The sequence below is a fragment of the Cylindrospermopsis sp. CR12 genome, from assembly GCF_001432185.1.
GTDB classification, from domain to species: domain Bacteria; phylum Cyanobacteriota; class Cyanobacteriia; order Cyanobacteriales; family Nostocaceae; genus Raphidiopsis; species Raphidiopsis raciborskii.
Genome location: NZ_LMVE01000026.1, coordinates 64959 through 90577 on the forward strand (window position 1 = coordinate 64959; position 25619 = coordinate 90577).

The following is a 25619-nucleotide window of genomic DNA, read 5'->3' on the forward strand; positions in this document are numbered from 1 at the left end:
ACTGAATAAGGGCTTACTCTAGGGTAAGCCTTTACTTGGTTTTAAATAGTTTCTAATCTTTGAAAAACATCTAACTAAGCATCTTCCGAACTCTCAATTTTTTTGCCAGGGGAAGACTCATACAGCGCATCCAAATGCTGACGTGCATCCTCTATATTAATAGAACGCATTACTAAAAGTGGTTCCTTAATTAAATTACCCGAATCATCCAATAACTCCGGATGGGGTATGGACTTGGTTCCATAATAACCAAAACCACTTTGATTACCCCCCATTTTGGGAGGATAAGAACGGTCAAAACTGAACATAATCAGGTTTCTAATTAAATTACTGACAGCAATAAATGCTAAAGCCGTAAAAGCTACAATGTACAGTAGGTGTAACATCAACTTATCCTCCACTAAGATAACAAATTTTAAAGTTTTATATTGTATGTATTGAGCCAGAACGCCATAGACTATAGCTGAAACTGATTGCTGGATAGGCATTCTGGCTTACCTTCGCCCGGGTAGCTACGGCTATAATTCCTTAAACTTTTCTCACCTGTAATTGGCAAAAGTAAGAAAAGTAAAATAGTCTATGTGCTGATATTTTCAAAGGCATTAGCACTAACGTAGCATGGGACACATTATTTTTTTATGAAAACAATGTTAAGATTCTAAACCTGAAATTTTGGTGTTATTTTATTTGACGATAGCGCATCCCTACCCTCCAGCACTCACCTAAAAGTTGATGCCAAGGGGCTAAAGTTGCCATATCTAGTCCAACCTGTTTACCAGTAGCATTAAATAGCATTTTGGATGTATTTACCTCCAGTTGTGCTTGTTTAACTCGGTCAAGTAAATCGGACTGTTCCTCTTCAGTCATAAATGAGATTTTCTCATTTTCCAACAATTGCTGGGAGCGGGCAAACCAATATTCAAAATCCTCTAAAAGTGGTTCTAGGAGTGATTGTAGCAGTTGGGAGGCCGAAAGGTTAGATTCTGGCATATATGAAAAGTATATTTCTAAAGGTCATTCTTATATTAACTCTATTCATAAAACTTTACAATTTGTAAATTTTCTCAAAGAAAAAATAGAACAAGAGAGCTTCCCCCCAGCGGATATTTTGGTAAATTAGGAGAATCAACAGTTACGCCCAATAAGTGGGTGGGTGGAATTAAATATAAGACGAACGTAGGTTGGGTTGAAGCATGAAACCCAACGCCCGCATGGGTTAGGCTTAACCCATCCTACAAGTAATTGTGCCTCCCTACTTAGCTGTAAAGTATCTATTAAGATATTTCTTATCAAAACTAGTTCTGTCAACATTAATTTAAAAGCTACCAACAGCCGATGTCGTCAAATCAAGAAGCTCAAAATTTAGAAAAACCAGCGGAAAAAATTTATTTACCCAAGACTAGCGAATCAGAGATCTTAAAAAAAATTCGCCATACTGCTTCCCATATCATGGCCATGGCAGTACAAAAGCTGTTTCCTAGGGCGCAAGTGACCATAGGTCCCTGGATTGAGAATGGTTTTTACTATGACTTTGATAACCCAGAACCCTTTAGCGATAAAGATTTAAAAGCCATTCAAAAGGAAATGGTGAAGATTATTAACCGTAAATTACCTGTGATACGGGAAGAAGTCAGTCGAGAGGAAGCCAAAAAACGGATTGAAAAAATTCAGGAGCCATATAAATTAGAGATTTTGGCGGATATTAAACAAGAGCCAATCACTATTTATCACTTAGGAGATGAATGGTGGGATTTATGTGCAGGTCCCCATCTGGAAAACACTAAGGATATCAATCCCAAAGCTATTGAACTAGAAAGCGTTGCAGGTGCTTACTGGCGTGGTGATGAAACTAAAGCCCAATTGCAGCGTATTTATGCCACCGCATGGCAAACCCCCGAACAGCTAGGAGAATATAAACGTCGCAAAGAAGAAGCTTTAAGACGTGACCATCGTAAAATTGGTAAAGAATTGGGTTTATTTATTTTCTCTGACCCTGTAGGTCCAGGGTTACCCTTATGGACCCCCAAAGGTACCTTATTGAGAAGCATCTTAGAAGATTTCCTGAAAAAAGAACAGTTAAAAAGGGGTTATTTACCAGTGGTTACCCCCCATATTGCCAGGGTAGATTTATTTAAAACATCGGGACACTGGCAAAAATACAAAGAAGATATGTTTCCCATGATGGCGGAAAATGAAGAATCAAAAGCCCTAGATCAGGGTTTTGTCCTCAAGCCCATGAACTGCCCATTTCATATTCAAATATATAAAAGTGAACTGCGTTCTTACCGAGAATTACCCATGCGATTGGCAGAATTTGGCACAGTTTACCGTTATGAGCAGTCCGGTGAGTTAGGAGGTTTAACCCGAGTGCGAGGTTTTACCGTGGACGATTCCCATTTATTTGTCACACCAGAGCAATTAGATGAAGAGTTTTTAAACGTTGTGGATTTAATCTTGACCGTATTTAGAATGTTACAACTGAAAAATTTTAAAGCGAGATTGAGTTTTAGAGATCCGACCAGTGATAAATACATTGGTGGGGACGAAGTTTGGGATAAAGCAGAGGGAGCAATTCGTCGTGCGGTGCAGCAGTTGGGAATGGATCACTTTGAGGGTATAGGGGAAGCAGCTTTTTATGGTCCAAAACTGGACTTTATCTTCAGCGATGTTTTAGAAAGAGAATGGCAATTGGGAACAGTACAGGTGGACTACAATCTACCGGAAAGGTTTGACCTAGAATATGTAGCAGAGGATGGGTCACGAAAACGCCCAGTTATGATTCACCGAGCTCCCTTTGGTTCCCTAGAAAGACTGATTGGCATTTTAATTGAGGAATATGCAGGGGATTTTCCTCTCTGGTTAGCACCAATACAAATTCGACTCCTACCAGTTGGTGAACAACAAATTGAGTTCACCAAAGAAGTAGCTGGGAAAATGACAGAGCTGGGAATTAGAGCCCAAGCAGACCTAAGTGGCGATCGCCTGGCCAAATTAATCCGCAATGGGGAGAAAGATAAAATACCCGTGATGGCGGTAGTAGGTGCTAAAGAGGTGGAAAGTAATTCTTTGAGTATTCGCACCCGTGCATCTGGTGAACTGGGGGTAATACCCGTCGAAAAAGTTGTGGAGAAAATGCAGGATTCCATAATCAACTATAGCAACTTTTAGGACGGGGGTTGTAAAGGTTCTACTACCTGAGATTTGCCAAGGCGTAAATACTGGGAGAACTTTGGGAGATAACAGTATAAGATTGACGAATATGGGCATTGACAGCCACGGTTTTAGCATCATACATTTGCATAAATACCTTGGGATATAAACCAATGCCAATAATTAATACCAGGAAACAACCTGCTATAAACACTTCCCTAGGTTTGGCATCACTGTAAATTGACTGATTAGGTAAAAGACAATCAGTACCAAAACAGGCGGTTCCTTCGTCTTCCTGATTCTCCACTCCCGCACTAGTGATATCGCATGTCAAAGCTGCATCTTTACCATAAAATACCTGACGTAACATGGAAAGCAGATAAATCGGTGTAAGAATAACACCCACAGCTGCGAGGAAAACTGTCACTGTACAGAAAGTGGATGTATAAACATCACTAGTGGTTACGCCCACAAATACGGAAAGCTCTCCCACAAAACCACTCATTCCCGGTAAAGCTAGAGAAGCCATCGCACCCATGGTAAACAATGCAAATACTACGGGCATAGCTTGACCAACACCGCCCATATCCTTCATTACCATGGTATGAGTACGATCATAAGTAACACCAGCTAAAAAGAAGAGAACGGAGGCAATTAATCCATGGGATAGCATTTGTAGCATTGCTCCATTCATACCCAAATCGGTAAAGGAAGCCAAACCGAGGAGGACAAAACCCATGTGAGAAATGGATGAGAAAGCCAAACGTCGTTTCATATTCGTTTGGGCAAAGGAGTTTAATGCACCATAGATAATATTCACCACGCCCAGGACTGCTATTACTGGTGCAAAATAAATGTGAGCATCCGGTAATAATTCCATGTTAAGGCGAATTAATCCATAACCACCCATTTTGAGCAGCACTCCTGCCAAAATCATTGACACAGGAGAAGATGCTTCACCATGTGCATCTGGTAACCAGGTATGTAGGGGGAAAATTGCTAACTTGACTCCAAAAGCAATAAACAGTCCTGCATACAGCAGTAATTGTAGGGTAAGAGGGTAGTTTTTGGTAGCTAGGTCGCTAACATCAAAACTGAGATTATCTCCACCGTATAAACCCATGGCCAGAGCAGCTATGAGGATAAATATGGAAGCAGCTGCGGTGTATATGATAAACTTTGTAGCAGCGTAACGTCTTCTTTGACCACCCCAAATAGAAACTAATAGATATACGGGAATTAGTTCCACTTCCCACATGATGAAGAATAACAACAAGTCCTTAGCAACAAATACTCCTATTTGTGCTGCATATAACACCAACATCAAGGAGTAAAATAGGCGTGGTCTGCGGTCCACTTGCCAAGCTGAAAACATAGAAAGGGTGGTCACAAACCCTGCCAACAGTACCAAAGGTGCAGAAATACCATCTACTGCTACTGCCCATTTGAGTCCCAGTATGGGCATCCAATTATAACTCTCTACTAGTTGAAAACCTGTATTAAGTGAATTGTAGTGTGTCCAGAAGGCATAACAAATTAATGCAAAATCAGCGATGCCCACACCTAAAGCATACCAACGAACTGTTTTACCGTCCTTATCTGGTATTAGGGGTATCAAGCAAGCTGCTAGTAGGGGGAAGACGATAATCGTCGTCAACCAAGGAAAATTATCCACCATCATGTCAATAGGGAAAAATACTCATTTGTTTGATGATGACATTGTACAAAATTTTGTAACAATGTTTTAACTATTTCCAATAATTTTTTGCGATACCTATCCATAGAAAAATATTACTATCTACTAATCTTATAAGAAAGTTTTAATCTGTTAAACCTAATTGTTGTTCCATTTTTGGTCTTAACCACTTACCAAATTTAGCATAAAGAGCCGGAATTACGAGTAGAGTTAAAGCGGTAGAGGTAAATAAACCACCTAAAACTACAATGGCTAAAGGTTGTAAAATTTCATTACCCGCACCCGATGCGATCGCAAGGGGAAACATCCCTAAAAAAGAAAATAAAGCAATCATTAAAATTAAAGATACGGGAATTGGCATTGATCCTTTTTATCGAATTAATAGCGATCGCTCATAAACATCAAGCAATTTTAAAATTCGAAAGTCAATTACAACGGGGAAGTATTTTTATATTAGAGATGTCCATGTTGAACTTTAATGGTGAATTTATATGCTCTTAACAACTTTCGCTGTTTGGTAAACCCATGTCCCGAGATCTGGTTCAAAAGTGACTCTTGAAGTCGAAAAAAATATGCTACCATACCACCATAATGGGAGAATAGTAGTCCCGACTCGTTGGGTAATAGTTCAAAGTTTTCCGTTGTGTCTCCATGTCCATAATTTCTCATGTTATTGTTAAAGTCCCAGCTACCACTGCCAACCTAGGCCCTGGTTTTGACTGTATTGGTGCGGCACTGCAATTGTACAATGAATTTAAGTTTACCTTAAGTGATTCCAAGTTGTGTATTAAGGTTCACGGTAAGGAAGCAGAAAAGGTTCAAACTGATAGCAGTAATTTAATTTATCAAGCATTTGTTAAGCTGTATGAGCGTATAAATAAAACACCCCCAGGCGTGGAAATTGAGATTAATTTAGGTATTCCCCTAGCCAGGGGTTTAGGTAGTTCGGCCACGGCCATAGTGGGGGGACTAGTGGGGGGTAACATTCTAGCTGATTCACCCCTATCTCCAGAGGAAGTAATCAAATTAGCCATTGAAATGGAGGGTCACCCGGATAACGTTGTTCCTGCCTTTTTGGGGGGATGTCAGCTAGCAGCTACTAGCAGCAGAGGTTGGGAAATTTGTCCAGTGCATTGGCATCCTGAGATTATACCAGTAGTAGCCATCCCCGATTTTGAATTATCAACATCCCAAGCCCGCAAAGTTTTGCCGATAGAAATTAGTCGTGACGATGCAATTTTTAATACTTCCCATTTTGGTTTGTTGTTGCAGGCCCTAGCTAGCAATCAGAAAGAATGGTTACAAGCTGCCTTAAAAGACAAATTGCATCAACCCTACCGTCAATCTCTAATTCCCGGTTATGATGATGTGGAAAGTGCTGTGATAGAAGCTGGTGCTTATGGTATGGTAATTAGTGGAGCAGGTCCAACCTTATTAGCTCTAACAGACAGCGCGCACTCCCCTAAAGTAGTTCAAGCCATGACCCATGCTTGGGCAAAAGTGGGGATAACATGCACAGTGTTACCCCTTCCTATTGATATTAATGGCATAAGCTTTGACTTCTCCCCGCTCTCCCCCACACAAAGACAAAAAAGATGATCTTACCTATCAATACCATTATGAGTTAGGATGATAAGTTAGCATTTCTTTGATGAAATATCGCTATTAAATTGTTGAAATTTTATGGACAAAAGTCCACCAGATAGCAGTAGTATCCTCTCCTAAGTTGGCGAGATTGTCTCCCGCTGTAGGGGGGGACATAAGGAGGTGAATCGTGCTAACACAAGATGTTCGCAACGCTTTGGATGTTGCTGACCTAAATAAACTCAAATATGATTTGAATAGTCTGCAACCTGTAGACGTAGGAGAGTATATTTCAGAATTGCCAGAACAACAAAGGGCGATCGCTTTTAGGTTGTTGAATAAAAATCAGGCCATTGATGTTTTTGAGTACTTACCTACGGATGTGCAGGAGGAATTGATTAATTCCTTACATGATGTTCAGGTGGTACATCTGGTAGAAGAAATGAGTCCTGATGAGAGGGCGTATTTATTTGATGAATTACCTGCAGGGGTGGTTAAAAGACTATTACAACAACTTAGTCCAGAACAAAGACAAGCAACTGCGACAATTCTGGGATATCCCGAAGGTACTGCAGGTAGGGTAATGACCACAGAGTATGTGCGTTTGCGTCAAGGGTTAACAGTGGGGGAAGCATTAAGTAAAATTCGTCTTCAAGATGAGGATAAGGAAACTATTTACTATGCTTATGTGACTGATGACAACCGTAAGTTAGTGAGCGTGGTTTCCTTGCGTCAATTGTTATTTACCTTTCCAGAAGTTTTCATCAGGGATATTGCTAGTTCTCAGGTAGTAAAAGTAACTACTGAAACTTCCCAAGAAGAAGTGGCGCGGATCATGCAGCGTTATGATTTAATAGCCATACCTGTGGTAGATCGGGAGGATAGATTAGTAGGAATTATTACTATTGATGATGTGGTTGATATTTTACAAGAGGAGGCCACGGAGGATATTCAAAAATTGGCAGCGGTAAGTGGCGATGAAGAGGCTTTATCCCCACCCCATTTGACCATTCGCAAACGCTTACCCTGGTTATTAGGTATCATGGCATTGTATATTGGTGCAGCTAGTGCGATCGCTCCCTTTCAGCGGGTAATTGCAGCGGTTCCGGTTTTAGCGGTGATTATGCCCATATTTTCTAATACTGGGGGGACTGTGGGTATTCAGGCTTTAACTGTGACCATTCGGGGTTTAGGTGTAGGGGAGGTGACCACAAAGGATGCTGGGAAAATTTTGCGGAAGGAACTAATAGCGGGTTTGGGAACCGCTTTAGCCTTAGGTTCAACCATGATTCTACTTTCTTTGATTTGGGCAAAACCCGATGAAAAGTGGGTAGCTTTAATTGCTGGTGTGGTAATGGCCACCAACACCATGGTTGCTGTGAGTTTGGGGACTTTATTACCTATGGGATTACAAAGGCTAAAATTAGATCCAGCTTTAATGAGTGGTCCACTGGTGACAACTATGTTGGATACTATTGGTTTTTTAACCTTCTTGAGCATGATTTCCCTTGCTTTGAAAGTATTTAATTTAAGCTATTAGGCAGTATCATTTTCAGTTTAACATGTCAACGCCCGCAAGTAATTGGAATCGTCATCATATTCTTTCTCTAGCTGATTTTACTGTAAATGAATATAATGCTGTTTTACAAACAGCAGCTTCATTTAAAGAAGTGTTATCACGGCGAACTAAAAAAGTCCCAACTTTACAAGGACAAGTGGTAGCCAATCTCTTTTTTGAACCTTCCACTCGCACCAGAAGTAGTTTTGAAATAGCTGCTAAAAGGCTAAGTGCAGATACTCTAAATTTCTCTAGTTCTAGTTCCTCTATGACCAAGGGAGAAACAATTTTAGATACGGCTAAAACCTATTTAGCCATGGGTACAGATATTATGGTAATTCGCCATAAAGAAGCAGGAGTACCACAGGCGATCGCCCGGGAAATGGATCGTTTAGGTGTAAAAGTTAGTGTATTAAATGCTGGTGATGGACAACATGAACATCCCTCCCAAGGACTATTAGATTTATTCACCATTTGTAGTTTAATTGATCCAGAACAACCCAAAATTGCATCTTTAGCAGGTAAAAAGATTGCTATTGTAGGTGACATTTTACACTCACGGGTTGCCCGGTCTAATATTTGGAGTTTGACCACCAGTGGTGCCCAAGTACATCTAGCAGCACCACCCACCTTATTACCCAAATACTTTAGTGAATATGTAGGATCACGGGAAAATTCCCAGAATTTATTCATCCATTGGCAATTAGATCCAGCTTTAGAGGATGCTGACTTTGTCATGACTTTGAGGTTGCAAAAAGAGAGGATGACTGGTAACCTGTTGCCCAGTTTAAGAGAGTATCATCAACTATTTGGCATTACCAGGCAAAGATTAAAAGCTTGTAAATCTCAAGTAAAAGTACTACATCCAGGTCCAGTGAATAGGGGTGTGGAAATCAGTTCAGATTTAATGGACGATCCAAAATTCAGCCTAATTCAAGATCAGGTGACCAGTGGTGTAGCTGTGCGCATGGCACTATTGTATTTTATCGGTGGTGCGAAAGGGTAGAAATAGTAGTACCCCAAATACAAAAATGGTAAGATAGAAAAGGCCAAATCCAAACACAACGACAATGCGTATCTCTTTCAATTGGTTACGGGAACTTGTAGAAATTAAACTAACTCCGGAAGAACTAGCTCATACCCTAACAATGGCGGGGTTTGAGGTAGAGGGTATAGAGGATCGTCGCACTTGGGCGAATGGAGTTGTCGTAGGAAAAGTTCTAAAACGGGAACAGCATCCAAACGCGGATAAATTAAGTGTTTGCACAGTAGATATAGGCGGAGAGGAAACACTTAATATTGTTTGTGGTGCATCAAATGTGTGTGCTGATATTTATGTACCGGTTGCGACCAAGGGGACTTATTTACCCAATATTGATTTAAAAATCAAACCGACCAAGCTCAGAGGTGTACCCTCCAATGGGATGATTTGTTCATTAAAAGAATTGGGTTTACCCACAGAGATAGACGGGATTCATATTTTTAGAGAAGAGGGTTTAACCCTGGGTAGGGAGGTAGGTCCCCTTCTAGGTTTGGACGATGTGATTTTAGATGTCACAGCTACCGCTAATCGTGCAGATGCTTTATCCATGGTAGGGATTGCCAGGGAAATTGCAGCATTAACGGGTGGAAAGCTATCCCTTCCTCAACTAACAGGAGTAGAAATTACCCCCAGCACAGCACAAAAAATCCGGGTGAAAATTTCTGAACAGCACGCTTGTCCTCTATATATTGGTACCCTAATAGAAAATGTGAAAATTGCCCCTTCTCCTGAATGGTTGCAAAGGCGTTTAATTGCTGCGGGTGTACGTCCAATTAACAACATAGTAGATATTACAAACTATGTATTATTAGAAAGAGGACAACCTCTACACGCCTTTGATAAACAAAGATTAGAGCAGGTAGGTCAGGGAACAGATGTAACTATTGGGGTGAGATTTGCTCAAGGTGGAGAAACTCTCCAAACCCTAGATGGACAAACCCGGAACCTATCTACTCAGAACTTATTAATTACTGCTAACAATCAACCTGTAGCTCTAGCAGGAGTTATGGGTGGTGAAGAAACAGAAATTCATCCAGGTACAACCAGTTTATTTTTAGAAGCTGCACTGTTCAACTCAGTGGCTATTCGTCGTTCTTCTCGCAGTGTAGGTTTAAGAAGTGAAGCATCGGGAAGATACGAAAGAGGAGTTAATTGGGCAGAATTAGCAACAGCTTCTGATCGAGCTTTATCTCTCATGCAGGAGTTAGCAGATGCTAAAGTTGTTCATCAAGAAATTGCTGATTACCGTCCTCATAATGCTCTAGGGAATCATCCTATTATTTTGCGATTAGAGAGAATTAATCAAGTGTTAGGTCCCATTGATTTGGGCGTAGAAACGGGAGAGTTAAAAGCAGCAGATGTGGAAAAGATTCTCACAGCTTTAGGATGTGAACTAACTGATAATCAGGATGGTAGTTGGCAAGTAAAAGTGCCATCCTATCGCTATTCCGATTTAGAAAGGGAAATTGATTTAATTGAGGAAATTGCCCGACTTTACGGTTATGATAACTTTGTTGATACTCTACCCGAAAAAACTGAACCAGGTTATTTACCCTTAGACCAGGAACTAGTGCGAAAATTACGCAGTTATTTAAGAGCAGAGGGTTTAACAGAGTTAATGCACTACTCCTTAGTCAAACCCGGTGAAGACAGGCAAATTCTTTTAAATAATCCTTTATTTGCCGAATATTCAGCCCTGAGAACCGATTTAATTTCTGGTTTAATTGATGCTTTTGAATATAATCTACAGCAGGGAAATGGAGCGTTAAATGGTTTTGAAATTGGCACCATTTTCTCCAGAGAAGAAGAAGGACTAGAGGAATCACAAGTCATTGCAGGAATTATGGGAGGTGATACTACCGTCGGTAGATGGTTCAATGGGGGAAAAGAAAATCCCATGACCTGGTTCGCAGCAAAAGGTATTTTAGAAAATGTCTTTCAACAACTGGGACTGGAGGTAGAATTTCAACCGGAAAATCGAGATAGACGTTTACATCCCGGAAGGACAGCTTCCTTATGGTTAGGAGGAGCTAGACTGGGAACCTTTGGACAAGTTCATCCCCAACTCAGACGAGAAAAGAGTTTACCAGATGCAGTTTATGTCTTCCAATTAGATTTGGATACCTTACTCAGTACCCTGGATAATGATGAACTATTGACTCCTAAATTTAAACCCTATTCTACCTACCCCGCAAGCGATCGCGATTTGGCGTTTTTCGCGTCTGTAAAAGTTACGGTTGGGGAGATTGAAAAAGTAATTACTAAAGCTGGTAAGGGGTTGCTAGAGTCTGTAGAGGTTTTTGACGAATACAGAGGTGAAAATGTCCCCATAGGACAAAGAAGTTTAGCTTTTCGGTTAGTTTATCGTGCGGTTGACCACACTTTAACTGATAATGAGGTTGAACCAGTACACCATAAAATTCGAGAATCCCTAGTAGAAAAATTCGGTGTTACTTTAAGGAGTTAAATCCCTAGGGAGCAGGTTAAGCTTCACAACTACAAATATCAGAGGAAAAAGATCATGGCAAAATATATTATGTGGGGTAGTTATTGCGAAGAGGTTTTAACTAAACGGGAACCCTATCGTCAAGCACACCTAGAAGGACTGGCAAAACAAAAGGATGCGGGAATACTAATCACCATAGGTCCCACCAAGGATATTACTAAGGTCTTTGGTATTTATGAAGCTGAGAGCGAAAATGCTGTGAGTCAACTCATAGAAGCTGACCCTTATTGGAAAAATGGTATTTGGACAGAGTATATAGTTAAAGAGTGGATTCAAGCTTTTTAAACCAAATATTCAAAAACTCATGATTCCTAACTAGGAATCGTCGTTCCAAGGCTCGTAATCATCGTTCAATGCTCTTCTAAAATTGCGTCTAAAGGAAGAGCTAGTCAGGTAGAAAATTGGCCACAGAAGACTAAATTTTAGGCGATTCAAAAACCTTTTCCTAAAATGTGTTCTTTTAAAACCAACCCAGAATCGCCAACCGAACCACAAATAAATAGACACACACAGAACTTGAAGTTCAATAATTACCAGTTGCATTTTATAAAATTATTTATTTTATAATTTGTTTGTGGATGAACAATACCACCTCTTTTAACTATTGTCAACATGACTGGGTCAAAATTTTTCAGCAATTTGCTGCAATAACACGTGGCAAAATTTGGTTGATTTATTATAAGGAGTTACCTTCTCTTGAAAAGGAATCCCAACCAAAATAGATACTCTGGATCAGGATAATTAATGTCTTGAGGGGTAGATAAGTAAATTCGTCTTTTACAAGATGTCTCTTGTGGAAGTTCATCAAAACAAGAGTCGTATTTTATAGCGAATCTAGCGAATCTATGGAAGCAAATTAAGCTTAAAAACTACAAATATCAGAGGAAAAAGATCATGGCAAAATATATTATGTGGGGTAGTTATTGCGAAGAGGTTTTAACCAAACGGGAACCCTATCGTCAAGCACACCTAGAGGGACTGGCAAAACAAAAGGATGCGGGAATACTAATTACCATAGGTCCCACCAAGGATATTACTAAGGTCTTTGGTATTTATGAAGCTGAGAGCGAAAATGCTGTGAGTCAACTCATAGAAGCTGACCCTTATTGGAAAAATGGTATTTGGACAGAGTATATAGTTAAAGAGTGGATTCAAGCTTTTTAAACCAAATATTCAAAAACTTTATCGTTTGAGTGCTCTTTTAAAATTGCGCCTAAAGGAGGAGTTGGTCAGGTAAAACACTGGCCACAGAAGACTAAATTTTAGGCGATTGAAAAATCCTTGACTGAAATGTGTTCTTTCAAAACCTAACCAGAATCGCCAAGCGAAAACCAAATAAATAGAGCCAAGTCCAATAATCATTAGTTTCATCTTTTTACATCCCTGACAGCTCTGTACTGGTAATATGGATTCATAGAATCCATATTACCACCTGTTTGAGCCATTGTCAAGAGTAAAAGGACAAAAATTTTAAGAAATTTGCTATGAGAACACAAAGAATCCCAGTCCAACTGGATCCTCAGCAAGATAATCATTGTATAATGGTCTGGTGTATAGCCGAGGCGAGCCATGATACCCACCTAGTAGATACTTGCTGAGGAGGATGTCAATCATACAATTTTGAGGAGCACATAAGTAAATTTGCTGAACTTTTATAAGATGTCTCTTGTGGAAGTTCCTCAAAGGTCAAAATTAATAGGAGACTAGAAGAGCCATATTTTATAACAAATCTATATGCAATTCAGCTAGTATACAGGAGGATTTATGCGTGCAGTGCTAATGGCAGGTGGTTCAGGGACAAGACTACGTCCTCTAACCTGTGATCTACCCAAACCAATGGTTCCCATCTTGAACAGACCAATTGCCGAACATATTATTCATCTTCTTCGAGAAAATGAAATTACGGAAATAATCGCCACATTACACTACTTACCAGACGTAATTCGGGAATATTTTCAAGACGGTAGTGATTTTGGGGTGCAAATTACCTATGCAATTGAAGAAGAACAAGCTCTAGGTACAGCGGGTTGTGTCAAGAACGTAGCTGAACTATTAGACGAAACATTTTTAGTAATAAGCGGTGATAGCATTACAGATTTTGATTTAAAAGCAGCTATTGAGTTTCATAAGCAAAAAAACTCCAAAGCCACTTTAATATTAACCCGTGTTCCCAACCCAATTGAATTTGGAGTGGTAATTACAGATGAGGAAGGTCACATCAGAAGATTTTTAGAAAAACCTTCCACAGGGGAAGTTTTTTCCGACACGGTTAATACGGGCATTTATGTTTTAGAACCAGAAGTTTTAGAATACCTACCAGAAAATACGGAATCTGATTTTTCAAAAGACCTATTTCCCTTGCTATTAGAGAAGAATGAACCCATTTATGGTTATATTGACCGAGGCTACTGGTGTGATGTAGGTCACTTAGACGCCTACAGAGAGGCACAATATGATGCTTTAAGGAGGAAAGTGAAATTAGAGATTGCCTATAGGGAAGTTTCTCCCTCCCTATGGATAGGTCAAAATACTTATATTGACCCCACAGCAAAAATTGAGAGTCCCACTATTATTGGTAATAATTGCCGAATTGGGGCCAGGGTAAAAATTGAAGATGGTACAATAATTGGTGACAACGTGACCATTGGTGCGGATGCGAATTTAAAACGTCCCATAGTCTGGAATGGAGCGATTATTGGGGAAGAAGCAGAACTATCTGCTTGTGTCATTTCCCGTGGTACTAGGGTAGACCGTCGTGCCCATGTAATGGAAGCTGCTATTGTGGGTTCCTTGTCCACGGTAGGAGAAGAGGCACAAATTAATCCAGGGATTCGGGTTTGGCCGAGTAAAAAGATTGAATCTGGTGCTGTTTTAAACATTAATTTAATATGGGGAAACACCGCTCAACGAAACTTATTTGGTCAGCGAGGGGTACAAGGTTTAGCAAACATTGATATTAGTCCAGAATTTGCTGTGAAACTGGGTGTAGCTTATGGTTCCACCTTAAAACCGGGTTCCATAGTCAGCGTTTCCCGTGATCAGCGCACCGTCTCGCGTATGGTCACCCGTTCTCTGATTGCTGGATTAATGTCTGTAGGGGTAGATATTCAAAATCTTGACTCCACTGCAATTCCCATTGCCAGAACCGTAATTCCCAAAATGGCTTTAGTTGGTGGGATTCATGTGCGAGTGCACCCAGACCGTCCCGATTATATCCTGATTGAGTTTATGGATGGTAAAGGAATTAATATTACTAAAGCTCAGGAAAAGAAAATTGAAGGAGCTTATTTTAAAGAGGACATGCGAAGGGCACAAAGTCATGAAATTGGAGATGTGTCCTATCCTAGTCAGGTCATAGATTATTATTGTACAGCTTTTGAAAATCTTTTAAATGTAGAAACTTTACGTAATAGTCGAGCCAAGATTGTTATCGACTATGTTTATGCTATTTCCGGTGCTGTCCTACCCCAACTGCTGGATAAATTTGGTGCGGATGCAGTAGTTTTAAATGCCAGTGTAAATAAAACATCAATGACCATAACAACCAAAGAGGGGCTATTAACTCAATTAGGTCATGTAGTAGAAGCGGTGAAAGCGAACTTTGGTGTACAGGTGTCTGCAAATGGGGAACAACTAATTTTAGTGGATGAGTCTGGTTATCCCGTGCGTGGAGAAATGCTGACAGCATTAATGGTAGAAATGATGTTAACAGCTAATCCTCGAAGTTCCGTAGTTGTACCAGTACATGCTTCGAGTGCAGTGGAACAGGTAGCACGTCGTCATGACGGTAGAGTAATTCGCACCAAAGCCAACCCTACAGCTTTAATGGAAGCTTGTCAAAAAAATTCCCATGTAGTATTAGGCGGTAGTGGCGAAACCGGTTTTATTTTCCCCCAATTACATCCTGGATTTGATTCCATGTTTTGCATCGCCAAATTGATTGAAATGTTAACAATTCAAGAGCGTTCCTTGACTGCTGTGCGGGGAGAGTTACCGCGAGTGATTCACAAGAATTATACCATTCGTTGTCCTTGGATTGCCAAAGGAGCTTTAATGCGTTATCTAGTGGAAACCCATCCCGCACACAACCTAGAATTAATTGATGGAGTAAAAATTTGTCAATCTTATGATGACAGTTGGGTACTAGTATTACCAGATGCTAGTGAACCCTTAGTGCATTTATTTGTTAACAGTAGTGATAAGGAGTGGGCGGACGAAAATATGAGGATTTATCGTTATCGCGTACAAACTTTTGTGGAACGTCAACAGGAACACTACGCAGAAGTTTAAGTGGGTGGATGGAATTAAATATCAGATGAATGTAGGTTGGTTTGAAGTATGAAACCCCACTCCTGCATGGGGTTCGTTTAGCTTATCTAAGGTTTGGTTGGGACAACGGGCAAAACTCTATACCCGTCGTCCTAGCACCTGGGGAAATCTATCAACTAGGGAAGCAGCTGGACTTTTTACGTTCCCGGGGAGAATGGAGCGATTTATCTCCTGCTGAGACCCACCAACAATTACTTAAACATTTTCAGTCTCCACAAACGTTCGAGCGATTGGTAGCGATCGCCCATACCGAACCACCGCGAGGCAATGTTGGGCGCACTAGGACAGGAATTAGGCTACTCAGTTGAGTTATTGCAACGGTTAAGGGAATTGTTGAATCCCTACTCTAGATTTGATTTTGGCAAATTAGGTACCTTGGGTTATGCTCGGGAATGGCAATCTAAATGAGATTAAACCAATTATCATCAAAATAAGTAAAACCCGAAGTAGCACTCTCTCGGATGAACTTTTGTCCGTCATAATAACTGAGATTATGTTACATATACAGCAACTATTTACTGATTTTAGTCAGATTAACACAATTCATCAATCTAAAGTATTGTCACATTCAACAAAAATTTAATATAAGATAAGCAATAGGATTAAATAAACAGTCAATCTTGCCAATATTAATTTATGGCAGATTGGATGATTTTTGAATGGATTATGATGGGGGAAAAAATATTGAATTTAATAATTTGAACTAATTTGAGTTTAGTTGATTGTCACTCTAAGACTTTGTAGTATTTGATAAAATGGTGATAATTATGTCTTCTAGTCTTGATGCCAATAGTACCAATAATATTTATGAAACTTACGATAAACACGAGAGCAAGTTTTTAACCCCCTTTGAACGTAAAACACTGTTAAAAAATTTGCAAACCAATTCCCACCCAGAGTATCGCCGCAGAATTGAAATTATCTTATTAGCTGATATGGGAAAATCCCAATCTCAGATCTGTGAGATTATCGACTGTTCCCAGGAAATGGCCAGATATTGGATGGGTATAGCAGAAGCAGGAATGGCACACAAATGGAAAGAGCGAAAGATAGGGAGACCAAAAACCGTTAATAATCAGTACTTAGAAAGATTGAAAGACCTAGTTAATCATAGTCCTCGCGAATATGGCTATGCTTTTAGCAATTGGACTGCTCAATGGTTAAGTAAACATCTAGCTAAGGAATTGGGTATTACCATTAGCGATCGCCATATTAATCGTTTACTTAAACAAATGGGACTTTCCACTAGAGCTAAAAACCCCTGCGCCATAAAAGATCCAGCAAATCAGGATAAAAGTATTTCAATTTGTGATTTACCATCCAACTTAGAACCTAGTTTTAATTGGTCATTTAGTCTACTTCCAAATCATCAATGATCTCCGGCGAATAATCACTGATAAGAACGTAGGTTGGGTTGAGGAACGAAACCCAACGCCCCCATGGGCATCCTACAAATAATTGTGCCTCCCTACTTATAGGAGTTTAGGAAATGATTTCAGCCCTTTCTCAAGAACATATATCTGCCCAAATTAGTCATATTTTAGGTAAATCCCTGGATCAAAAGGATTTAGAAAATTGTTTGCAAAAATTGGAAATCATTGAACCTATTGTGGGGAAACAATTTTGGCAATCTGAAACCGCCCGCCCAGGAATTTATTTAGTATTATCAGGTCGAGCAAGAATATTAGATAGTAGGAACAATTTAGTTAGCACTTTAACATCGGGAGCATGCTTTGGGGAGTTGACATTATTTCCCGAATATGATTTTGCCAATTATGTTGTTAGAGCTTCCGTAGATTTAAAGATTGGTTATCTTCCCCAGGAAGTAATTAATCAATTGCCTAGTGTTCTAGAGCGTCTGCTACTCCAAGCCAAGAATTGGGATAGCTTTTTAAAAACACACCTAGAAACACCAATCTCTACCACAAGTCAGAATATCATTCAATTTCCTCCAGAGAGGAAACCAGTTAAACCAGCTAAACCAGAACGGAAAAAATCACAAAAATACTTCCCTACTCCCACAGTTACAGTTAGTAATTGGTGGCATAAAATTAGTAAACGATACCCATATTTTGAACAACAAAGTGCTTCCGACTGTGGCGCAGCTTGTTTAGTAATGATTAGCCGTTATTGGGGGAAAAATTTCAGTATTAATCGTCTGCGAGAACTGGCTAATGTTAACCGTTCTGGTGCATCAATGAAAAGTTTAACCAGTGCTGCTGAAAGTATTGGTTTTGCTACCCGTCCAGTAAAAGCTAGTTTAGATAAATTTGCTCAGCAACCATTACCCGCGATCGCCCATTGGGAGGGAAAACATTATATAGTAGTCTATGAGATTAGCAAAAAACAGGTAATTGTAGGAGATCCCGCTATTGGACAACGAACTTTAACAGTTGAGGAATTTAAAGCTGGTTGGACTGGTTATGCACTATTATTAGAACCTACAAAATCTTTTCAAGAGAGCATAGAAGCTAACAGCCCATTTTGGCAGTTATTTGAGTTAGTGAAACCTCACTTTCAGATACTTGTAGAAGTTTTTGTGGCTTCGATTTTAATTCAGATCTTTGGTTTAGTAACACCCTTATTTACCCAACTTTTGTTGGATCGGGTTATAGTTCAGGGTAGCACAATAACCCTAAATACAGTTGGGTTTGGTTTACTAATTTTCGGATTATTTAGAGTAGTGATTAATGGACTTAGACAATATTTATTAGACCACACAGCTAATAAAATTAGCGTAGCATTATTGGTGGGATTTATCAAACATACATTTTTACTACCCTTGTCTTTTTTTGAGTCTCGTTATGTGGGTGACATTGTTTCTCGCGTACAAGAAAACCAAAAAATTCAGCGATTCCTCACGGGGGAAGCCCTATCTATTATTCTAGATTTACTAACGGTATTTATTTATGTAGGCTTGATGTTTTGGTATAGTCCACCTCTAGCATTGTTTGTTTTAGCAATTGTCCCACCATTTGTTTTTCTAGCATTATTTGCCACACCTTTTTTGAGACGTATTAGTCGAGAAGTATTTGGAGCATTAGCCAAAGAGAATAGCTATTTAATTCAGGCTTTAAGTGGCATTTCTTCAATTCGTTCCTTAGCTATAGAACAAACTGTAAGATGGCGCTGGGAAGAATTACTACATAATTTGACCAAGAAAAACTTTGCCGTTCAAATTATTAGTAATAAGTTACAAATAATTAGTGCCACCATTCAATCTTTAGCAACAACAGGCTTACTCTGGTTTGGCGCTTGGTTAGTAATTCAAAATCAGTTGACTATTGGTCAACTAGTAGCCTTTAATATGTTATTAGGCAACATTATCCAGCCTTTTCAAAGGTTAATCGTGTTGTGGAATCAACTTCAAGAAGTTATAGTTTCTACCGAGCGCATTAATGATGTATTAGAAGCAGAAGTAGAAGAAGATTTAGTCATCCAACCTCGGCAAAGTCTATCAAAACTAAGGGGAGAAATTTGCTTTGAAAATGTCACCTTTCGTTATCACAAAGACAGCGATATTAACATTTTAGAAAACATCAACTTTCACATTAAACCTGAACAAACCGTAGCAGTAGTAGGAAGAAGTGGATCTGGTAAGACAACTCTATCCAAACTAATTTTAGGATTATATCCTGCGACAGATGGTAGAATTTTAATAGACAATCAAGATGTGACAAGTATTGCTCTCAAATCCTTACGGTCTCAAATAGGGGTTGTGGACCAGGACACATTTTTATTTGGTGGTACAATTAGAGAAAACATCAGTATTGCCCATCCAGAATCCACCTTAGAAGAAATCATTACCGTGGCACAATTAGCAGGTGCAGATGAATTTATTAAATTTATGCCCATGGGTTACGAAACTCAAATTGGTGAGGGAGGAGGTATGTTATCGGGGGGACAAAGACAACGTTTAGCTATAGCTAGAGCATTATTAGGAAATCCGCGCCTTTTAATATTAGATGAAGCCACCAGTCATCTAGATGCAGAATCTGAAAGAATTATTCAAAAAAACTTGCAGAAAATTCTCAAAGGACGCACTAGTTTAATAATTGCCCATCGTCTATCTACCGTACGTCATGCTGACTTAATTTTAGTATTAGATCGGGGAATTTTAGTCGAGCAAGGTACTCACGAAGAATTGATTGCTAAACGTGGAAATTATTACTATCTTAATCAACAACAGTTATCCGTAGTTAGTTAGTGAACTTGAGGTAAGGGAAATTTATGCCACAATCAACCTATAATTCATCTTCGGCAATTTTGATATCAGAACAACCGCCAATTGCCGAAATTATTACTCAAGAAAATCCCAACCAGATAGAAACTTCAGTTAAAGACTGGTTTTATGGCACGGAAGAATTATTAGATGCTTTACCCAAAGTGTGGACCAGATCAATGCTGTATTTACTAGTTACTTTTACAGCAGTTGCTTTACCATGGATTATGTTCTCTCAAATTGACGAAACGGGGAGTGCTAGTGGTAGAATGGAACCAAAAGGTGCAACTCATAAGTTAGATAGTTCAGTCATGGGTAGTGTGGTTGCAGTTAATGTAAAAGAAGGTGCCAAGGTTAAAGCTGGACAACCTTTGATAGAAATTGACTCTCAATTACTGCGCACACAATTACAAGAAGCTCAAGCAAAATTAGAGGGTTTAGTCAATCGTCAAACCCAAGTAGAATTGTTATATAATCAGGTGTTACTGGCTATTAATATTCAGAAACAACAAAATCAATCCCAATCCCTAGAAAAACTTGCCCAATTAAATCAAGCAAGGGAAAATCTCGATGCTAAACAGAGTGCGTATCAATTGCAAAAATTGGAAAGACTTACACAAGTAGAACAAGTAAAACAGAATATCCAGTCTACCCAAATTGCTTATGGATTAGCTGAAAACCGTTTACGTCGAGATTCCCTAGAAGTTGCTCGCTATAACCAACTGTTAGAAGAAGGGATAATTCCCCAAACCCGATTTGTGGAGATAGAAAAAACAGCAGAAGATAGTCAAAGATTACGACAGGAAGCTAGTTCTAACCTGCAAAGGGCTAGTTTACAACTACGGGAAGAATTAAGCCGATACAACTCGGTTATGAATCAATTAAGGTCGGAAATTCAACAAGCCAAACTCCGGTTACAAGAACAGGAAAGTAGTTACCAAAGTATTATTCAAGCAGGTAAATTAACAGTGTTAAAAAATCAAGAGCAACTCAAAGATTTACAAACACAAATTAGTGGCATAAAATCGGAGATTAGCCAAACTAAAAGTCAAATCAAGTCCCTGCAATTACAATTACAACAACGAACATTGCGATCGCCTGTGGATGGTATAGTCTTCGAGCTACCGATTAAAAAGCCAGGTGCTGTTGTTCAGGTAGGACAAATGGTAGCTCAAATTGCTCCCAAAGATGCCAATTTAATTTTGAAAGCGGAAATACCAAGTCAACAAAGTGGTTTTATTAAAGTAGGAATGCCAGTAAAAATTAAATTTGATGCCTATCCATTCCAGGAGTATGGGGTAACTCAGGGAAGGGTTTTATGGATTTCACCTGATGCAAAGGTTTCACCAAATAGACCCACTTCTGTGGAAACATACCAATTAGAAATTGCCTTAGAAAAACCCTATATCAAATCTGGGGATAAGCCCATTCCCCTAATACCAGGTCAAACAGCTACCGCAGAACTTATTGTCCGTCAACGTCGAGTTATGGATCTGATATTAGATCCATTTAAAAGATTACAGAAAAATGGTTTGGATTTATAAGATTAGAGGAGGAAAAAATCATGTTAGAAAAAATCAATGTTGGTGATCAAGATATTCTGTATCACCTAAAAATATCTTGTCAAATGCCCAACATATTAGATGCGATCGCCAGTAGGAAAATAGTGACACAGACAGCGATGAAAGAAGATATTCAGATAACCACAGCGGAACTACAGCAAGCAGCGGACAATCTGAGATTAGCCAATAACCTAGTCAAAGCAGAAGACACCTGGGCCTGGTTAAAGAGACACTATTTATCCCTAGATAACTTTGAAGAAATTGCCTACACCAACCTACTATCTGCCAAATTAGCTAATCATTTATTTGCAGACCAAGTGGAATCATTTTTTTATGCTCATCAACTGGAATACATTGCAGCAGCAATTTATGAAGTCATATTAGATGATGAAGATTTAGCCCTAGAAATATTTTATGCCCTGCAGGAAGGGGAAATTAGCTTTCATGAAGTAGCTCGTCAATATATTCAAAATCCAGAACTCCGTAGAGCGGGGGGATATCAAGGTATGCGTGAGCGCAAAGATTTCAGACCAGAAATTGCTGCGGCCATTTTTGCTGCTAATCCTCCACAAATCCTCAAACCCATCACCACACCTCAAGGAGTGCGTATCATCATGGTAGAAGAGATTATTCAACCCCAGTTGAATGAACAGATACGTCTGAGAATTATAGGAGATTTATTTACAAATTGGTTAAGACAACAAATAAGTACCCTAGAAATCGAAGTTAATTTAGGAGCTAAATACAATCTACCTCTGTCTCCACTTATCATCACTCAGACTAGTTAAAATGTACTAACATATCCACAGAGTTTCAACCTTCCCATGCGGGGATGGAGAACGTAGGTTGGGTTGAAGTATGAAACCCAACACCCAGATGGGTCTCGTTACTCGACCCATCCTACAAATAATTGTGTCTCCCTACTTAACACCAAAGTTTCAACCTCCCCATCCGGGGATGGAGAAGTTGAGAAACCAACAACCTCAAGTTTAAGAAAGAGCAAAAACCGCATCATTGAAATCATTGTTGGAATATTGGGTAGCGGTAGCGGGTAAATCCTCAAATCCATAGACTCCATTACCATAGGAACGGAGATGGGGAGATTTATCGGGATTAGCTGACCCAAAGCTAAAATAGGCTACAGGTTCCTGTACGAATCTAGGTGCATTATTGAACTCATTATCTACTTCCGTAGCAACAAGGTCTCGCACATGTTTAGGTGCATTGGCAAACCGGTTTACGTCTCCGTTTTCAGCAGCGACGAAATCTTCTACTCCCTGTTGTAAATTGGGGAAGTAAGTTCCACAGTTAGCAATCACAAAAGGAGCATAAAACTTATTACCTTGAAGTGACACACCAGACCCTAATTGTGTAGCGGTGCTGGGAATATCGCTATTACCTGCTTGTACTATGAAGTCCTTGACTCTAGCAGTGGTGAGAGCATGAAACGCATAATCCCTGTCTCCTGGTTTTACGATCCCGCTACCGGTATTAATTCCTCCGTCAGCATCCACAACCTCGTATAGTCCAAATAAGTGGTTAAAATTGGACTTTGTTCCATTTTGGACACCGGTAACTTCATTAGACATGGATAGTCTATTTGTGTCTAAAGACAGATTTCCTCCCCCATTGGTACTGAAAACCAAACCCGTGGATATATTAACGTTGGGTGCGTAATTAGTAATGGGGGTGAGGGTGCGATCGTCATTGGTAATTGTTCCTGTGACTACACTGGTGGTGTCAATGTTGTAACCAGTGCCAGGAGCCAAAGTTAACTCCACTGTTTCATCCCCTTCTACTGTGGTGTCAGCTATGGGGTCAATAGTAACTGTAGCGGTGGATGACCCAGCAGCAAAAGTGACAGTCTTTGTGGTTCCTGCACTGATAATCCCTGTGTAATCCGTGTCTAGGGTAGCTGTTCCCCCAATGGTGTAGTTTACAGCTAGAGTGTTAGTGATGGAACCAGTGCGGGTGAAGGTGTAGATTAGGTTATTATTTCCATCTTCTGTAACGGTGGTAGGGGAGACAGCTAGGTTGACCTGGGTGACTTGGGTATCATCATTGATAATAACACCACTGGCAATATAGTTCAAAGAACTTATTCCTCCACTATAATCCACACTGTAGTCCCAAGCTGTTCCTTGAACATTACCAGTAATTATCACTTTGACCTGGTCTCCAGCTTTTAATTTGACTGAATTCAGGTCTAAAGATCCCCCTCCAGAGACAAATCCATTAGTTTGGTTTTGCAACACATTATTGACAAGTATCTCCGCTTTATCTGGAATAGCGTACATATTATAGTTCAGCTTAAAGATACCATCTCCTGATGAAATATTGTAAAACTTCTCGGTTACCCCATAACCACCTGAAGCTGACTCTCGGATATTAGTTCCGACAGAGGATGTACCCAAAACTGCTCCTATGGGGTTGGAGAGGGTAACTGTAAACCCTTCATCCGGTTCAAATGTGGTGTCTCCTGACACGTTCACTGTGATGATTTGACTGGTTTCACCTGCTGCAAAACTGACCATACCACTTGGTAGTGTTCCACCAAAATCCGTAACATCTGCTTGGTTAGTGCTAGACCCTGTTACTGCCCAATTAGCACTGCTACTGCCAGTAGTATCTCCACTGCGGGTAACAGTAAAAGTAAAGGCTTTTGTACCTAAGTTCCCTTCCGTTTGAATGGCATTGGTAGGGGCGATCGCCAGTCCAGGAGCAACAACAACATCATCGTTTTGGATAGTTCCTACAGCAGTAGCAGTGGTAATGGTAGCATTGGTCGGGTTGGAGAGGGTAACTGTAAACCCTTCATCCGGTTCAACAGTGGTGTCTCCTAACACATCTACTATGATAGTTTTACTAGTTTCACCTGCTGTAAAATTCACTGTACCAGTTGGCAGGGTTCCACCAAAATCCGTGACATCTGCTGGGTTAGTGCCAGACCCGGTTACTGCCCAATTAGCACTGCTACTGCCAGTAGTATCTCCACTGCGGGTAACAGTAAAAGTAAAGGCTTTTGTGCCTATATTTCCTTCTGTTTGAATGGCATTGGTAGGGGCGATCGCCAGTCCAGGAGCAACAACAACATCATCGTTTTGGATAGTTCCTACAGCAGTAGCAGTGGTAATGGTAGCATTGGTCGGGTTGGAGAGGGTAACTGTAAACCCTTCATCCGGTTCAACAGTGGTGTCTCCTAACACATCTACTATGATAGTTTTACTAGTTTCACCTGCTGTAAAATTCACTGTACCAGTTGGCAGGGTTCCACCAAAATCCGTGACATCTGCTTGGTTAGTGCCAAATCCAGTAACTGCCCAATTAGCACTGCTGCTACTAGTGGTATCTCCACTGCGGGTAACAGTAAAGGGAAAAGCTTTTGTACCTGAGTTCCCTTCCGTTTGAGTGGCGCCGGTAGATGCGATCGCCAATGTGGGAGCAACAACATCATCTTCTAAAATTGTGCCTGTGACTGCACCTACCGTACCAATATTATATCCAACACCTGGAGCTAGGGTTGCAAAAACAGTTTTATTCCCTCCCGGAATAGAATTTGGAATCGGGTCAACAATGACTGTAGCCGTACTAGAACCCGCAGCAAAGGTAACGCTCGCAATACTACCTGAGGTGCTTTGTCCAATGGGACCACTGATGCTGAAGTCTGTATCTAAAACAGCAGTACCGCCTCCATTCACGTTCACAATCAGTGAATTAGCGAGATCTCCAGTACGTGTAAGGGTATAGACCAGATTTGTAGTGCCATCCTCCGTAACACTGCTCGGATTTACGGCTAATGTGATAGTGGGTGTTGTAGGTGTTGTAGATAAAGGAACCAGGCGATCGTCATTAAATGGGTCAGCGAAGGATACCACCCCACTGGTCAATTGACTGCTCACACTACTGCTGTCCCCTCCATAGAAGGAGTAACCCCAGGTAACAACAGAACCATCGCTTTTTAGCGCCGCAA

18 protein-coding genes and 1 pseudogene are annotated in these 25619 nt (G+C 40.1%); 13 read left to right on the plus strand and 6 right to left on the minus strand.

Features of this window, described 5'->3' with window-relative positions:
• Positions 1 to 74: 74 nt before the first annotated feature.
• Positions 75 to 386: a DUF2973 domain-containing protein gene (locus tag ASL19_RS03485; RefSeq protein WP_057177324.1), complete on the minus strand. Its 312-nt coding sequence runs from the start codon at positions 384 to 386 to the stop codon at positions 75 to 77.
• Positions 387 to 678: 292 nt separating this feature from the next.
• A complete protein-coding gene (locus tag ASL19_RS03490; RefSeq protein WP_057177305.1) occupies positions 679 to 990 on the minus strand; it encodes a DUF2605 domain-containing protein in 312 nt (103 codons plus the stop codon).
• A gap of 345 nt (positions 991 to 1335) precedes the next feature.
• On the opposite strand from ASL19_RS03490, the gene thrS reads away from it, so the two are divergent.
• Positions 1336 to 3168, plus strand: coding sequence for a threonine--tRNA ligase (gene thrS / locus ASL19_RS03495; RefSeq protein ID WP_057177306.1), 1833 nt, complete (start codon positions 1336 to 1338; stop codon positions 3166 to 3168).
• Positions 3169 to 3190: 22 nt separating this feature from the next.
• Here thrS and ASL19_RS03500 read toward each other — a convergent pair whose 3' ends face one another.
• The 3 genes and pseudogenes from ASL19_RS03500 to ASL19_RS17405 all read right to left on the minus strand — a co-directional run bounded on the left by ASL19_RS03500 (position 3191) and on the right by ASL19_RS17405 (position 5515).
• Entirely contained in the window at positions 3191 to 4831 is a 1641-nt protein-coding gene (locus tag ASL19_RS03500; RefSeq protein WP_057177307.1) for an NAD(P)H-quinone oxidoreductase subunit 4, read from the minus strand.
• 139 nt (positions 4832 to 4970) lie between these two features.
• Positions 4971 to 5216: pseudogene (locus tag ASL19_RS03505) on the minus strand (efflux RND transporter permease subunit); the annotation flags it as partial.
• Between the two features lie 83 nt (positions 5217 to 5299).
• Entirely contained in the window at positions 5300 to 5515 is a 216-nt protein-coding gene (locus ASL19_RS17405; RefSeq protein ID WP_152980391.1) for a hypothetical protein, read from the minus strand.
• On the opposite strand from ASL19_RS17405, the gene thrB reads away from it, so the two are divergent.
• The 12 genes from thrB (at position 5498) to ASL19_RS03565 (ending at position 22437) form a co-directional block, all read left to right on the plus strand.
• Complete coding sequence (gene thrB / locus ASL19_RS03510; RefSeq protein WP_057177309.1) at positions 5498 to 6445, plus strand: homoserine kinase; 948 nt, start codon at positions 5498 to 5500, stop codon at positions 6443 to 6445. The two genes, ASL19_RS17405 and thrB, sit on opposite strands and share 18 nt — an antisense overlap.
• A gap of 175 nt (positions 6446 to 6620) precedes the next feature.
• On the plus strand, positions 6621 to 7970 hold the full coding sequence (mgtE, locus tag ASL19_RS03515; RefSeq protein ID WP_057177310.1) for a magnesium transporter: 1350 nt from the start codon (positions 6621 to 6623) through the stop codon (positions 7968 to 7970).
• Positions 7971 to 7992: 22 nt separating this feature from the next.
• Positions 7993 to 8994 (plus strand): aspartate carbamoyltransferase catalytic subunit, encoded by a 1002-nt coding sequence (locus ASL19_RS03520; protein ID WP_057177311.1) that lies wholly within the window; start codon positions 7993 to 7995, stop codon positions 8992 to 8994.
• A 64-nt stretch (positions 8995 to 9058) separates the two neighbouring features.
• On the plus strand, positions 9059 to 11497 hold the full coding sequence (gene pheT / locus ASL19_RS03525; protein ID WP_057177312.1) for a phenylalanine--tRNA ligase subunit beta: 2439 nt from the start codon (positions 9059 to 9061) through the stop codon (positions 11495 to 11497).
• A gap of 54 nt (positions 11498 to 11551) precedes the next feature.
• Complete coding sequence (locus ASL19_RS03530) at positions 11552 to 11821, plus strand: YciI family protein (RefSeq protein WP_057177313.1); 270 nt, start codon at positions 11552 to 11554, stop codon at positions 11819 to 11821.
• Positions 11822 to 12430: 609 nt separating this feature from the next.
• A complete protein-coding gene (locus tag ASL19_RS03535; RefSeq protein WP_057177313.1) occupies positions 12431 to 12700 on the plus strand; it encodes a YciI family protein in 270 nt (89 codons plus the stop codon).
• Between the two features lie 600 nt (positions 12701 to 13300).
• Positions 13301 to 15826, plus strand: a complete 2526-nt coding sequence (locus ASL19_RS03545; protein WP_057177315.1) for a mannose-1-phosphate guanyltransferase — start codon at positions 13301 to 13303, stop codon at positions 15824 to 15826.
• 41 nt (positions 15827 to 15867) lie between these two features.
• Entirely contained in the window at positions 15868 to 16173 is a 306-nt protein-coding gene (locus ASL19_RS17410) for a hypothetical protein (RefSeq protein WP_152980392.1), read from the plus strand.
• A gap of 459 nt (positions 16174 to 16632) precedes the next feature.
• Positions 16633 to 17241: a helix-turn-helix domain-containing protein gene (locus tag ASL19_RS03550; protein ID WP_057177316.1), complete on the plus strand. Its 609-nt coding sequence runs from the start codon at positions 16633 to 16635 to the stop codon at positions 17239 to 17241.
• A gap of 113 nt (positions 17242 to 17354) precedes the next feature.
• A complete protein-coding gene (locus tag ASL19_RS03555; RefSeq protein WP_057177317.1) occupies positions 17355 to 20072 on the plus strand; it encodes an ABC transporter transmembrane domain-containing protein in 2718 nt (905 codons plus the stop codon).
• A 23-nt stretch (positions 20073 to 20095) separates the two neighbouring features.
• The gene (locus tag ASL19_RS03560; RefSeq protein ID WP_057177318.1) at positions 20096 to 21631 is read left to right on the plus strand and encodes an HlyD family efflux transporter periplasmic adaptor subunit; all 1536 of its coding nucleotides are present in this window, start codon (positions 20096 to 20098) and stop codon (positions 21629 to 21631) included.
• Between the two features lie 20 nt (positions 21632 to 21651).
• A complete protein-coding gene (locus ASL19_RS03565) occupies positions 21652 to 22437 on the plus strand; it encodes a peptidylprolyl isomerase (protein ID WP_057177319.1) in 786 nt (261 codons plus the stop codon).
• 201 nt (positions 22438 to 22638) lie between these two features.
• Here ASL19_RS03565 and ASL19_RS03570 read toward each other — a convergent pair.
• Positions 22639 to 25619: Calx-beta domain-containing protein (locus tag ASL19_RS03570; protein ID WP_304437814.1), on the minus strand; the 2981-nt coding region annotated here is incomplete at its 5' end.